At 40.9% G+C, this 13599-nt stretch carries 14 protein-coding genes; all 14 read right to left on the bottom strand.

Translation table 11 applies throughout. From position 1 onward, the window contains the following. Nucleotides 1–27: 27 nt before the first annotated feature. The 14 genes from ilvE to rfaE1 all read right to left on the bottom strand — a co-directional run bounded on the left by ilvE (nucleotide 28) and on the right by rfaE1 (nucleotide 13416). Nucleotides 28–897, bottom strand: a complete 870-nt coding sequence (gene ilvE, locus KJ593_01850) for a branched-chain-amino-acid transaminase (protein ID MBU2540622.1) — start codon at nucleotides 895–897, stop codon at nucleotides 28–30. A gap of 43 nt (nucleotides 898–940) precedes the next feature. Beyond that, nucleotides 941–1678, bottom strand: coding sequence for an ABC transporter ATP-binding protein (locus tag KJ593_01845; GenBank protein MBU2540621.1), 738 nt, complete (start codon nucleotides 1676–1678; stop codon nucleotides 941–943). Then, the gene (locus tag KJ593_01840) at nucleotides 1675–2856 is read right to left on the bottom strand and encodes an ABC transporter permease (GenBank protein MBU2540620.1); all 1182 of its coding nucleotides are present in this window, start codon (nucleotides 2854–2856) and stop codon (nucleotides 1675–1677) included. Before KJ593_01840 ends, KJ593_01845 begins: the two co-directional genes overlap by 4 nt. A gap of 2 nt (nucleotides 2857–2858) precedes the next feature. Continuing rightward, nucleotides 2859–4325 (bottom strand): lysine--tRNA ligase, encoded by a 1467-nt coding sequence (gene lysS / locus KJ593_01835; protein MBU2540619.1) that lies wholly within the window; start codon nucleotides 4323–4325, stop codon nucleotides 2859–2861. A 91-nt stretch (nucleotides 4326–4416) separates the two neighbouring features. Further along, nucleotides 4417–5943: a long-chain fatty acid--CoA ligase gene (locus KJ593_01830; protein ID MBU2540618.1), complete on the bottom strand. Its 1527-nt coding sequence runs from the start codon at nucleotides 5941–5943 to the stop codon at nucleotides 4417–4419. Nucleotides 5944–5997: 54 nt separating this feature from the next. Further along, a complete protein-coding gene (locus KJ593_01825; GenBank protein ID MBU2540617.1) occupies nucleotides 5998–7137 on the bottom strand; it encodes an alanine--glyoxylate aminotransferase family protein in 1140 nt (379 codons plus the stop codon). 17 nt (nucleotides 7138–7154) lie between these two features. Continuing rightward, entirely contained in the window at nucleotides 7155–7760 is a 606-nt protein-coding gene (gene clpP / locus KJ593_01820; GenBank protein ID MBU2540616.1) for an ATP-dependent Clp endopeptidase proteolytic subunit ClpP, read from the bottom strand. Between the two features lie 3 nt (nucleotides 7761–7763). Beyond that, nucleotides 7764–8642, bottom strand: a complete 879-nt coding sequence (locus tag KJ593_01815; protein ID MBU2540615.1) for a hypothetical protein — start codon at nucleotides 8640–8642, stop codon at nucleotides 7764–7766. 22 nt (nucleotides 8643–8664) lie between these two features. Beyond that, nucleotides 8665–9387 carry an LPS export ABC transporter ATP-binding protein gene (gene lptB, locus KJ593_01810; protein MBU2540614.1) on the bottom strand — a complete coding sequence of 241 codons (723 nt, stop codon included), beginning with the start codon at nucleotides 9385–9387 and terminating at the stop codon, nucleotides 8665–8667. A gap of 10 nt (nucleotides 9388–9397) precedes the next feature. Beyond that, nucleotides 9398–9925 (bottom strand): HAD hydrolase family protein, encoded by a 528-nt coding sequence (locus KJ593_01805; GenBank protein MBU2540613.1) that lies wholly within the window; start codon nucleotides 9923–9925, stop codon nucleotides 9398–9400. Nucleotides 9926–9931: 6 nt separating this feature from the next. Then, on the bottom strand, nucleotides 9932–10891 hold the full coding sequence (locus KJ593_01800) for a KpsF/GutQ family sugar-phosphate isomerase (protein MBU2540612.1): 960 nt from the start codon (nucleotides 10889–10891) through the stop codon (nucleotides 9932–9934). Then, nucleotides 10888–11700, bottom strand: coding sequence for a 3-deoxy-8-phosphooctulonate synthase (gene kdsA, locus KJ593_01795; GenBank protein MBU2540611.1), 813 nt, complete (start codon nucleotides 11698–11700; stop codon nucleotides 10888–10890). Before kdsA ends, KJ593_01800 begins: the two co-directional genes overlap by 4 nt. Then, nucleotides 11697–12437, bottom strand: a complete 741-nt coding sequence (gene kdsB, locus KJ593_01790) for a 3-deoxy-manno-octulosonate cytidylyltransferase (protein MBU2540610.1) — start codon at nucleotides 12435–12437, stop codon at nucleotides 11697–11699. The genes kdsA and kdsB overlap by 4 nt, the downstream gene beginning before the upstream one ends. Beyond that, on the bottom strand, nucleotides 12430–13416 hold the full coding sequence (rfaE1, locus tag KJ593_01785) for a D-glycero-beta-D-manno-heptose-7-phosphate kinase (GenBank protein ID MBU2540609.1): 987 nt from the start codon (nucleotides 13414–13416) through the stop codon (nucleotides 12430–12432). Before rfaE1 ends, kdsB begins: the two co-directional genes overlap by 8 nt. Between the last annotated feature and the right edge of the window lie 183 nt (nucleotides 13417–13599).

Raw genomic sequence — 13599 nt, 5'->3', positions numbered from 1 at the left:
GGAATATCTTACGATTATCTGTATCTATCAATATCTCACTCCCTCTGTTTTTGTGAGCTCTTTGAATTCCTGGCTTATTAATCTAGTAATCTTACCCGGCTTACCCTTATCGATTACTCTTCCGTCTACCTTAACAACAGGGACAATCTCTGCAGCTGTTCCAGTTAAAAAACATTCATCGCTGATATAAACTTCATGCCGAGTAATAACATGCTCATGAGCTGGAATGCCTAAACTTTTAGCAATACCTAAAACCGCATCGCGTGTGATACCACGTAAGGTTCCCATACATTGCGGTGGCGTAAAAAGTTCATTATTCTTCACTATGAAAATATTATCTCCCGTACATTCAGCAACATAACCAAGACTATCAAGCATTATTGCCTCCTGAAAACCAGCATTTATCGCCTCAATCTTTGCCAAGATATTATTTAAATAGTTTAATGACTTTAATTGCGGATTCAAGGCCTCCGGCAGGTTGCGTACCGTAGGAACAGTAATAATCTCCATCCCCTTATCATAAATATGTTTTGGATAGAGAGCTATCTTATCAGTAATAATAAAAAGTGCCTCTTTACCCTTGCATTTGCGTGGATCAAGCCCTAGATCACCCACGCCGCGAGTTACTACAACGCGGATATAGGCATCCTTTAATCTGTTTGCGCGCAATGTCTTAATAATCGCTCCCTTCAAACCTTGCTTGCTAACTGGCATAGATAATATAAGCGTATGAGCTGTCTCAAATAATCTATCAATATGCTCATCTAATTTAAAAATCAACCCCTTGTAGGAACGAATGCCTTCAAACGCACCATCACCATAAAGAAGACCGTGATCAAAGCAGGAAACAACTGCCTTTTCTTTATTAACAAGCTTACCGTTTAAATATACCTTCATAGATTATTCCTCCCTCGATGAGGACGACAAGTTACTTGTGTCCTCATTTAACCTCCTGTAGCACTAATTCCTTACTAATCAATCCATCGCGAATATTAATAAGTCTGCCGCAACCACTAAATAAATCCTGCTGGTGCGTTACGACAACTATGGTGCGCTTTTTTTCTCTATTAAGATGCATCAATATACCTCTAATCTCCTCACCGCAGCGGGAATCAAGATTTCCCGTGGGCTCATCGCAAAGGATAATATCCGGATCATTGATAAGTGCCCGGGCAATAGCCACGCGCTGTTTCTCGCCTCCGGAGAGTTTTGCCGGCGAAAAATCAAGACGATCCTTTAGGCCTAACATTGCTAAGGCATCTTGAGCGCGACTGCGTATAGTCTTCTTTGATGCTAGAGACAACTTATTATCCTTATAAAAATTCTGCGAAATCAAAAGAGGCAACAAGACATTTTCTAAGACAGTAAATTCACCCAATAAGTGATAGAATTGAAAAACAAAGCCGATCTTCATGTTTCGCAATCTTGCCCTTTTCTCATCAGACAAGGAATAGATATCTTCACCGCCTAAAACCACCCTGCCGCTAGTTGGACAATCAAGGCCTCCTAAGATATGAAGCAATGTGGATTTGCCGGCTCCGGATGGCCCAGCAATAACAACAAATTCAGAGGCGCCTATATCAATATCAATGCCCCTTAAAACAGGAAACAGTTTTGTGCCTTCTTTATATGTCTTGATAATCGCGCTGGCACTAATCAAACTATCCTCTCTTCTCATTCGTAACGTAAGGCCTCCACAGGTTCAAGTGAGGCAGCTCTGCGTGCCGGATATAGAGTTGAGACAAGACAAATGAGAAACGCTGCCAAGACAATTGTAGCAACCTCTGTCAATTTTAGATACACAGGTAGATATTGAATATAATAGATATCCTGCGGCAATCTAATAAATTGGTATTTTGACAATAACATACACAGACCAACACCTAGGCCAAGGCCGCTAACTATGCCCAGAGATCCAACAAAGATCCCCACGAGCATAAAAATCCTATTTATGCCTTTAGAGCTTAAGCCGATAGATTTTAAAATACCAATATCCTTTGTCTTATCAGTCACAAAGACGTTCAAGGTAGAAATAATATTAAAGGCAGCCACGAGAACAATAAGGGTTAAGATTATAAACATTGTAATCTTCTCAAGCTTTAAAGCTGCAAAAAAATTACGATTTAGCTCAATCCAGGTGCGCACACTGTAAGCTGGGCCTAGGATATCTTTAAATTTTTCTTTCAAGGCAGACGTTTTATGAATATCTTGGGAATTAATCCCTATGCCTGAATAAAAACCATCCATTAACAATAACTCTTGGGTGTCCTTAATATTTGCAAAAACTAAATTCAAATCATAATCATAATAACCACTTTTAAAGATTCCGCCGATTCTAAAAGGATAGCGCTTATTTGTGATGGGAGAAAGGACTACCACCTCATCACCCAGAGCTAAATCCATTCCCTTTAAGAGCTCCTCACCAACCAATAATTCGCCTTCTTGAATTCGAGGTGGATTAACCTTGATATAGGAAGCTATATTATTCAAACCTGCCTCTTTTACAAGATCTATACCCCGAATATGAACACCTCTAAAACGATCGTAAGTTGCCAAAAGCACCTGTCCGCTTACGAATGGACTATAACCTGAAACCTCATCCAGGGAGTCGATCTTTTCAAAGACAGAATCAGCCGCTGAAATTCCTATATTGCTATCAATCGTAATATTATAATTAAGGCCTAAAATCTTGGATTTTAAATCCTTATCAAAACCAGACATCACCCCTAAAACTACAATAAGCGTCATCACTCCGATAGCTACTCCTAAAACAGACACTAGGGTCATAACCGAGAAAAACCTCTTGCGATTACTGTTTAGGAAATACTTTAATGCAATCCAAAGATATGTCTTCATAATTACTCAAGTGGCTTCAAAAGCGGAAATAGTATTACTTCCCTGATGGATGCAGAATCAGATAAAAGCATTATCAGCCTATCCATGCCTATGCCTAACCCGCCACAAGGAGGCATACCGTATGATAAGGCCGTGATATAATCTTCATCAAGCCGACGCGTCGAGCCTTTTTCATCCTGCTTTAACTCTTCTTGGAAACGCCTCTCCTGCTCTATGGGGTCATTCAACTCAGAGTAGGCATTTGCAATTTCCAATCCTCCAATAAATAACTCAAAGCGCTCCACAAGCAGGGGATTATCCGCCTGTCTCTTTGCCAAGGGACAAGTTTCAGCAAACCAATCTGTCAAAAAAACAGGTTTATCAATAGATGCCGGCTCAAAGATATCAGTAATCAGATTCAGAATCTGAGAACGACTTAGTTTATTCACTGCAGCCCCCTCTAGCTGTGGTAAATCTTTGCCCTTCTTCTTTAACTTCTCAATCCACTGTTTGAGAGGATCATCAGGATTGATATCGTAATTTTCTTTCATCAGCTTTGCAAACGACAGTCTCTTCCAGGGCCGCTTTAAATCTATTTTTTTGCCCTGATAGCTAATATAGGTAGTACCTGAGATTTCCTCTACTAAATGACTTATCAGCTCTTCGCATAAAACGATCATATCCTCATAATCTGCATAAGCTGTATAGACCTCAAGCATGGTAAATTCAGGAGAATGCCGCGTTGATATTCCTTCATTGCGGAAGTTTCTGTTAATCTCATAGACCTTATCTAATCCAGCGACAATAAGCCGTTTTAAATATAACTCAGGAGCAATACGTAAATATAAATCTAAATCCAGGGCATTATGATGTGTCTTAAATGGCCTTCCTGTTGCGCCTCCGGCAACAGGCTGCATCATTGGCGTTTCAACATCCAGGAAACCTCGCGAGTCGAAAAACTCTCTTGTCTTTGCAATTATTTTAGAACGCTTCAAGAATATATCTTTCACCTTATCATTAGATAGCAAATCTAGATATCTTTGGCGAAAGCGAGTCTCAACATCCTTTAGGCCGTGCCATTTTTCCGGCAAGGGATTTAAGGTCTTGGTTAAAAGAGTAATGCTTTCGACCTTTATTGTTGGCTCTCCTGTTCTTGTCTTAAAAGGCTCTCCCTTTACTCCAATAAAATCGCCTATATCAAGAACTTGCGAGAAAAGCCAGAAACTCATCTCATCTAGAGAATCCTCTCTTATATAAAGCTGTATTTTTCCGCTTGAATCCTTGATATCCATGAAATTAGCCTTGCCGTGTAAACGCTTGGCAATAATTCTTCCGGCCAGATTCACGTTCTTAAGCTTTGTGAGATCCTTTAAGCAATCAGCGATTTCAGATGTACGCTTAAATTTAGCCCCAAAAGGAGCTATCCCCTTCTCTTCTAATAACTTAATCTTATTCCTTCTTTCTTTGCCTTGGGTAGTTTCTTCCATCATAGCTTAATATTATATAGTAGAAAAAATAGCGTGTCAACGAAAAGCCAAACAGGGAAAGATAGCCATTATTAGGAAGGTAGGGCCAAAAGAATCAAGTGAACTCTTCAATCAACTCCCGCTTAGAAACCTTACCACTTGAGGTCTTAGGAAGCGAATCTCTAAATTCAATGCTTCGGGGCACTTTATAGCTTGCTATATTCTTGCGCAGATAACGTAAAAACTCCTGCTCGGTTACCTTGCGCCTTTCTTTCAATACCAGAAATGCCTTGGGTATTTCCCCATGATGCTCATCCTTTAATCCAACAACAGCTACCTCTTTAACAGCCGGATGCCTGAAGAAAATCTCCTCCACTTCTCTGGGATAAACCTTTAAGCCCCGAACATTAATCATGTCTTTCTTTCTATCCACAATATATATAAAACCCTTGTCATCGATTTTAGCCAGATCCCCTGTATGAAGCCAACCATCTCTTAGGGCCTCTTCTGTTTCCTCCTGGCGGTTAAAATATCCCTTCATAACATTGCCGCCTTTTACGACTAACTCGCCCACTTCTCCTATTGATACTGGCCTTCCTTGTTCATCTATGATTTTTACCTCTACGCCTTCTAAAGGCTTACCAATAGAACCTGAAACCCTCACACCTCTTAAAGAATTCAAGGAGACTACAGGTGAGGTCTCTGTTAAACCATACCCTTCCAAGAGCGGAACGCGGAATTTCTCCTGGAACTTATTCAATGTATCAGCCGGTAAAGCAGCAGCCCCGGAAATACAAAGCCGCAAAGGACTAATAAACGGCAAGGTCAAAATCTTTAATATCCGCATATGCACTAAAACATTATAAACAGCAGGCACAGAAACGAATGCCGTTACCCTATGCCTGAGTATAGCCTCTATTACTTTTGAAAAAGGCCTAACCCCTTCTAAGATTGTCATTGTCCCCCCTTTAGCAAGAGGAAGTAACATGCATACAGTTGAAGGAAAAGAATGAAAAAGAGGCAGCATGCAAATAAAATTATCGCTTTGTTTTACTTCAATCGCCTCAGCACAGGCAAACACATCAAAAAGTAGATTTCCATGTGTAAGCATTGCTCCCTTAGGCTGGCCAGTTGTACCTGAGGTATAAAGAATAACAGCAACGTCAGGTCTTTTGGCAATGCTTTTAAGCCCGGCGAAACCGAAATTCTTTAAGGGCATCTTTAAAAAGGAAAGGATTTGCGTTATATCCGCATCAACAAATAAGACGTCTTCCAGACTAGAAGCCTCTCTTCTTAAAAATTCGACTGTTTTTGAAAACTTGCTGTTTGTGATTAAAAACCTTAAATTGCAATCCTCAAGTATCCTCTTTAATTCCTCTGGTTTTAAAAAATGATTCAGAGGCACAACCGTTGCTTCCCGGTTAAGAATGGCAAAATAAGAAATAACAAAATCGCTGCAATTGCCCAATAAGATGCCTACCCTGTCTCCCCTGCGAATGTTTAAACGCGATAATCTAAGACCTAAGCGAACAACCTCGCTTACTAGCTGGCGGTAGCGAATAGCCTTATTCTTATAGATGACTGCTTTGTTTTTGGGGTATTTTTGGGCAGTTTCTTTAAGTAATTCTATTAGATTCTGCATGACAAAATACTAAAATGGTGAGATTGTAAGAAATCGTGACTGAGGAATTCTAAATTATCTTGTCTCTTTCAATATTTCTTTTGCTGCTTTTATTCCTGCACCGATTTGGAATTTATAACCCATATCTTTTAAAGTATCCTCTAAAGCAGAAATAGCAGTAATGATATCTCTGGCATTGATGTAACCCATATGGGCGATGCGAATGATTTTACCTTTAAGCTTTCCCTGACCGCCAGCTATTCCTACTCCATAGGTATCGCGCATTATCTTTACTAATTTTACGCCGTCAATATCAGGGGGTAAATTTATCGCGGTTACAGCATCTGAGGGGCTCCTGCTAAAAATAGAAAGCCCTAAGGCAACTGCTGCCTTCTTGAGAGCCTCTCTATAAAGAGAAAACCTCTTAAAACGCTGCTCTAATCCCTCTTTCTTCATAAGGCTCAAAGCCTCTTTCAAGGCTACAACCAAACTAACAGCAGGAGTAAATGGCGTATCAGGTTTATCAACTATCTTTTTTGCTTTTCGCAAATCAAAATAATAGCGGCTTAAATCAGAACTCTCCATTAAGGAATAGGCCTTAGGGCTCATGCTGATAAAGGCCAATCCAGGAGAAAGCATCAGGCCTTTCTGAGAACCACAAACAACAACATCAACTCCCCATTCGTCTGTCTCTAAATCAACAGCGCCTAAAGCACTAATTGCATCTACAACAAGCACGCATTTATGATTGCCTACAATAGAACCTATTGCCTTAATATCACTAGATGTGGCAGTTGAGGTCTCACATAAAGTTGTGAACACTGCCTTAATATCTTCGTTGGCCTTTAATTTCTCCTCGATTACTTGAGGGTCTACAGCCTCACCCCATTGGACATCAACTATCTCTGCATCAACACCGTAGGCCTGGCATATCTCTGTCCAACGCTCTCCGAATTTCCCGCCTTGGACGCAAAGCGCTTTATCGCCTCGCGAGAGGAGATTTACTACGGCTGCCTCCATTGCTCCTGTTCCTGAAGAAGTAAGAATAAATATATCATTCTTGGTTTTAAATATCTCTTTCAAATCATTCAGGCACTCTCCTAGAATCTCTTGGAATGCCTTTGTGCGATGATGAATGATCTCTCTAGATAATGCCTCTCTAACCTCAGGCGGCAATGGAGTTGGTCCTGGAGTAAGTAAGTAGGTCTTATTCATATGAAAAGCTCCCTGTTTTATTTCTTCTTTTGATGCTCAATAACCTCATCTACCAAGCCATAATCTTTTGCCTCTTGGGCGCTCATAAAGTAATCACGGTCAGAATCCTTAACTATTCTTTCTATTGACTGACCTGTATGACGCGCAAGTATTTCATTAATCTTATCTTTCATGCGCAAAATTTCCTTTGCCTGAATTGAGATATCGCTGGCCTGACCTTGAACGCCACCCCAGGGCTGATGAATCATCATACGTGCATGAGGCAGGGCAAAACGTTTACCTTTACTTCCAGCTGCCAACAGCAGCGCTCCCATGCTCGTAGCCTGACCAACACAGTAAGTAGCCACAATCGGTTTTATAAATTGCATCGTATCATAAATTGCCAGACCTGCTGTCACAGAACCACCCGGAGAGTTGATATAAAGATTGATCTCTTTATTAACATCCTCCATCTGCAGAAAAAGCAACTGCGCAATTATCAGATTTGAGATATGGTCATCAATCGCTGTACCTACGAAAATAATCCTGTCCTTCAGGAGCCGAGAATAAATATCATAGGCGCGCTCCACCCTTCCAGTTGTCTCAACTACCATCGGAATTAAGGTCTGCATTTTCTCATCCATTTTTCACCCCCATTTTGCATTCTCAAACAAAAATTCTACTGCCCTCTGGGTAACCAGAGATGCATCCTTTACCTTAAGATTTTCTTTTTTGGAAATCTCTTCTAGTAACAAAAATATCTTTGTTTCTCGCTGACAGGCCTGTTCTAGCTGCGGCTTAAGCTCCTTAAGTTTAGTCTCTATTTCTTCTTGCTTTTGACCGTACGCCTTTAACCTGTAACTTGTCTCTTGCTGGCGTCTTTCTAACTGCCGTTCTACTAAAACACGCGGGGCATCAACGGGATTATCTTTAAGAAGCTGCTCAATAATTTGATTAAAGGCGTCATGATAGGATTCCTCTTGAGATTTCAAAAAGAGCTGTTTTCTCAAAAATTCCTTAAATTCATCCAGGGTTTTATAGCCTAAGCTTCTGGCAAGATTGTCGCTAATATCATTTTCACGCTCTCTATCTTTAGCAAGGGCCTTTATCTGCTCCTCTATTTCTTCTTCCTTAACCTCTGGTTCTTTCCTTTTAATCTTAATCCCTTTATATGAGCTCAAATTCATTTCCGGCCTTACCTCTACCTTAGCCTTGAACTTTAGAACATTATTATTCAACGAGACGTCTGATATCTCAGGCGGCCCATAGGAAAAGAGATTTTTCTCTTTGAGGCTCTCATCATAGGCCTGAGGAATAAGGGTCTTTAGTAACTCCTCATGTGCTAATTGATTGTGGTGTTTTTCAAGAATCTGCCTGGGAGCAGTACCAGGACGAAAACCAGGTACCTTGGCCTTTTTTGAAATCTCAGCATAGACCTCATCGAGTTTGGTCTTGACTGTCTCTTGATCTACCTCAATATTAACCTCTCTTAAACAAGCATCCAATTTTTTTATTTCTGATTTCATAGAATCTCCTCACATGCAGACTTCACATCTTGAACTTCTCACCCAGGTAGACCTTTCGCGCCTGGGCATCATCAATCAAATCTTTAGCCTTTCCTGATATAAGAATACGGCCTTCATTAATAACATATGCCCTGTCAGTAATAGAAAGTGTCTCACGTACGTTATGGTCAGTAAGCAAAATCCCTAGACCTTTCTCTTTTAATTCCTTGATTAATTCCTGGGCCTCGGCAACCACAATAGGGTCAATACCAGAAAAAGGCTCATCCAAGAGGATAAACGATGGCTTGGTAACTAATGCCCTGGTAATTTCCAATCGTCTGCGTTCACCGCCTGAAAGGGTATATGCCTTGCTATTCATCAAATGAGAAATCTTCAGCTCTTCCAAGAGATGCTCTAACCTGCGGCGTCTCTCATGCTGGGAAATATTCAATGTCTCTAGAATTGCCATGATATTTTCCTGCACTGTAAGTTTTCTAAAGACAGAGGGTTCTTGAGAAAGATAGGCCATACCGTAGCGAGAACGTTTATGTATGGGCATCTTTGCAAGCTCTTGCTGATCTAGTATTATCTTGCCCTTATCTGGAGCAACAATACCCATAATCATGTAAAATGTGGTAGTTTTGCCTGCCCCATTAGGGCCAAGAAGCCCTACTATCTCGGAACGGCCTACGGTCAGGCTTACGCCATTAACCACCTGACGCGTACCATAAGTCTTTGACAAATCCTTGATTTCTAGAAGCAACATAATAACTCTTTTATTCGTACAAACTTAAGGCCTTCTTCCATAGGCCTTGGGCCTTAAGTAAGATTTCCACTACCTCGCGTACCGCGCCTCTGCCGCCTGCTTTTTTAGTTGTAAAATGCGCGATCTGCTTTATCTCTTTGCAGGCGTTAGAAACAGCAATACTTAAACCGCATTTTTTCATTATTGAATAATCAACCAAATCATCACCTACAAAACAAATCGCATCAACGCTCACCCTAAATCTTTTCTTTACTGATTCTAGGACCTTTGTCTTGGGAAAGATATCCTTATATACTGCGGCTACGCGCATGCTTTTTGCTCTGGGTGTTATAACGCTAGAGCCTTTTGCTGTAACCAACACTGTTTTTATACCCATAAGGCTTAAAAGATACACGCCAAGTCCATCCTGCACATCAAATAATTTCAAATCGCGGCCCGAGCTATCATAAATAATCCTGCCATCGGTTAATACGCCATCTACATCAAGCATCAATAATTTTATTTTTTTAGCCTTAGCTAGAATTGACTTTGTCTTCATGGCCTGTTATACAATCCCTGCCTTTAAAATATCCTGAACATCCACTAGGCCCAAAGGTTTGGCCTTGTTATCAACAACAGGCAGCTCATCAATCTTTTTCTCTTGCAATATACGCAATGCCTCTGCTGCCAGGCAGTCTTTTTTAATAACGCGGGGGTTTCTTGTCATCACTTCGCTGACTCGCCGATGTGGCAAAGTCGCATCTTTACCTAAATGCCTGCGCAAGTCACCGTCGGTAAAAATACCAACCAGGCGTCCCTTCTTATCAATGATGGAAGCAGAACCTGCGCGTGCCTTTGTAATCGCAAAAAGTACTTTTGATACCGGCGTATTCTCTAAAACTACAGGAGAGCTCTTTCCAGAGCGCATTATATCACCAACTGTAAGCAACAACCTTTTACCCAAGGCTCCTCCTGGATGATAAAAAGCGAAATCCTTCTCCTTAAAACCTTTCTTTTCCAACAAACACACAGCCAAGGCATCACCTAAAGCAAGCATAACTGTAGTTGAGGCTGTTGGCGCAAGGCCTAGAGGGCAGGCCTCATATTTGATACTGGCATCAACAACCACATCCGAAAACCTCCCCAGAGTAGATTTGGGAGCTCCTGTAATCGATATTAATTTCACGCCTATCTTTTTAATTATAGGCAAGAAATTCTTCAACTCCTCTGTCTCGCCGCTATTCGAAAGTGCCAGGACACAATCATCGCGCCTTATGCGGCCTAGATCTCCGTGACTTGCCTCAGCAGAGTGCAGCCATAGACTGGGTGTGCCAGTAGAAGAAAGCGTGGCTGAAATCTTCTGGCCGATAATCCCGGCCTTGCCCATCCCTGTAACTACTATTCTACCCTTACATCTATATAATAGATCTAAGGCCTTTAAAAACTTATTATCCAATCTGGGAATTAGCCTCTTAATTGCTTCCGATTCAATCTTTAATACTTGTCTTGCCCGTTTTAAATTCATTTTAATGTTTCCTTTATCTTACAGACGCCTTCTAAGATCTTCTCTAGCTCATTAAAGCTTATCATATTCGGTCCGTCGCAAGGAGCCCTTTGCGGCTTCTCATGCACCTCTAGGAAAAGTCCGTCGCAACCAAAGGCAACAGCAGCACGAGTGTAACCTGCCACAAACTCTCTCTGGCCACCCGAGGCAGTGCCTCCTGCTGCCGGCAACTGCACTGAATGCGTCGCATCAAAAATTACGGGATAACCAAATTTGCGCATTATAGAAAGATTCCTTAAATCAAATACTAAATTATTATATCCAAAACTTGTGCCTCTTTCTGTAAGCAAGATTCTTTTATTCTTTTTTGATTCAATTTTCTTTATTATTTCACCTACGTCCCAGGGTGCCAAAAATTGGCCTTTCTTCACATTGATAATTTTGCCTGTCTGGGCAGCTTCAAGAAGTAGATCTGTTTGCCTGCAGAGAAATGCCGGAATCTGAATAACATCTAAGACTCCAGCTGCTAATTCAACGTCTCTTACGCAGTGGACATCACTTAATATAGGAATACCCAATGTATATCTTATCTCTTTTAAGATCTTGAGTCCGACTCTTATGCCTGGACCGCGAAAAGATGAAAGTGAGGTGCGATTAGCCTTATCAAAACTGGATTTAAAAATCAAGGGCATCTTATATTTAGCGCAGATCCTTTTAATGCGCTTGGCATGATTGAGTGCAAATTTCCTGCCTTCGATTACGCAGGGACCGGCGATTAAAACTAGTTTATCTTTACCTATTATAATTTTCCCTAATTTAATTGTTTTCATCTTCCGTTCAGTAAATTTTGAGCAATTTCCAAATCTTCTGGCGTATCCACACCAATAGTCTCAAATTCAGTTTCAATAACCTTTATTCTATAGCCATTTTCCAACACGCGCAACTGCTCTAGACGCTCGCTTAATTCCAATTCTGACTTTTCTAGATTCTTGAAGGTAAAAAGAAAATCTTTGGTATAGGCGTATAATCCAATATGCTTGAAGAATGTTGGCTTGGCCTTTTCTCCCTCTGCACCAGCGCGTACATAAGGAATACTAGAGCGCGAAAAATACAGGGCCCAATCTGATTTATCCTTAAGCACCTTTACCACATTAGTATTTTCTAAATCCCGGCTGTTTGTTATTTTCTTAATCAGCGTAGCCATATATACTTTTTTATCCCCGAGAAGGACATTAACTAAAGAATCAATCATCTCAGGTCTTATTAATGGCTCATCCGCCTGGATATTAACTACGTTTTTTACTTCAAGCGGATTGACTACTTCACAAATCCTATCTGTGCCTGAAGAATGTTGCTTTGCCGTCATTTCAACCTTTGCCCCGAATTCAGTACATACTCTCTTTACGCGTTCATCATCTGTAGCAATTATAACCGCATCCAGTAATTTGGCCTGTTTTGCTGCCTCCCAGACCAACTGCAGCATGGGTTTCCCGGACAAAGTCTTAAGGACTTTTCCTTCAAAACGCGTTGAACCAAAACGAGCAGGAATAACACCAATATTATCCATGGTATTTATTTAGCCCCTTGGACAACTCATTCAAACTAACTGTTGCCACGCCAACCTTACCCACTACTATACCAGCACAGATATTAGCCAAATGTGCTGCAGTCATAAAATCAGCTCCACAAGCCAGGGCTAGGGTAAAGACAGCAATAACTGTATCTCCGGCACCAGATACATCAAAGACTTCCTGGGCAAGCGTAGGAATGTGCTGACTCTTCTTCCCGCGCTGCATGAGCTGCATGCCTTCATCGCCCATAGTGATGAGTAAGGCCTTGAGATTCAAGCGACTCATAAGTAGCTTGCCAATTTTAGATACATCAACGCCTTTTTTAAACTTCTGACCAGAGGCCTCGCATGCCTCTTTAAGATTCGGCGTTATTGTTGTAACGTTCTTATAGGATTTAAAATGATCTTCTTTAGGATCAACTGTTATGATTTTTTTCTTGCTCCGGGCAAAAGCGATAATAGGTTCAAGCACTCCAGGATCTATAACCCCTTTGCCATAATCCTCGATAATAATCGCATCACATCTTTCTACGTGCCTCTTTACGAAATTAACAATCCTTTTTACGGATTCCTTCTTTATAGGCGCTGTGGTTTCATGGTCCAAGCGCACGACCTGTTGATGATGAGCAATAATACGTGTCTTTAACGTGGTCTGACGAGCCCCTTCTGTGAATACGCCAGAAATATTAACGCCTCTTTTCTTTAATTCCGCTTTTAATCTTCTGCCTTCGCTGTCACGGCCAATAAGGCCGACCATTAAAACCTCTTTAGCCTTTAGGCTTGAAAGATTATTGGTAACATTACTTGCTCCGCCTGGCATGTAGGATTCTCTTACCTGATACACCACAGGCACAGGAGCCTCGGGTGAAATGCGATCTACATTACCCCAGATAAACTTATCCAGGATTAAATCACCGATAACTAGAATCCTGGCTTTTTTAAAGTTATCAATTATCCTTTTGTCTATATTTATCATAAGGCCCCCAAGGGACAAAAACTGATTTTAACACAATTTAACAGCCTAGGCAACTATAAAGAAAATCGAAAGTAATCTCACAAAAATGGCCTGGCTAACTCAATAATCTCTTCTGGTTTTATGGATTTTAAACACAAAAAATCCTTATTACAATTATGGGCAAGACAAATCTGGCAGCCTACA

This window comes from Candidatus Omnitrophota bacterium, from assembly GCA_018830005.1.
Classification (GTDB): Bacteria; Omnitrophota; Gorgyraeia; order JAHJTE01; family JAHJTE01; genus JAHJTE01.
This window is presented reverse-complemented; position numbering and strand designations above follow the sequence as displayed.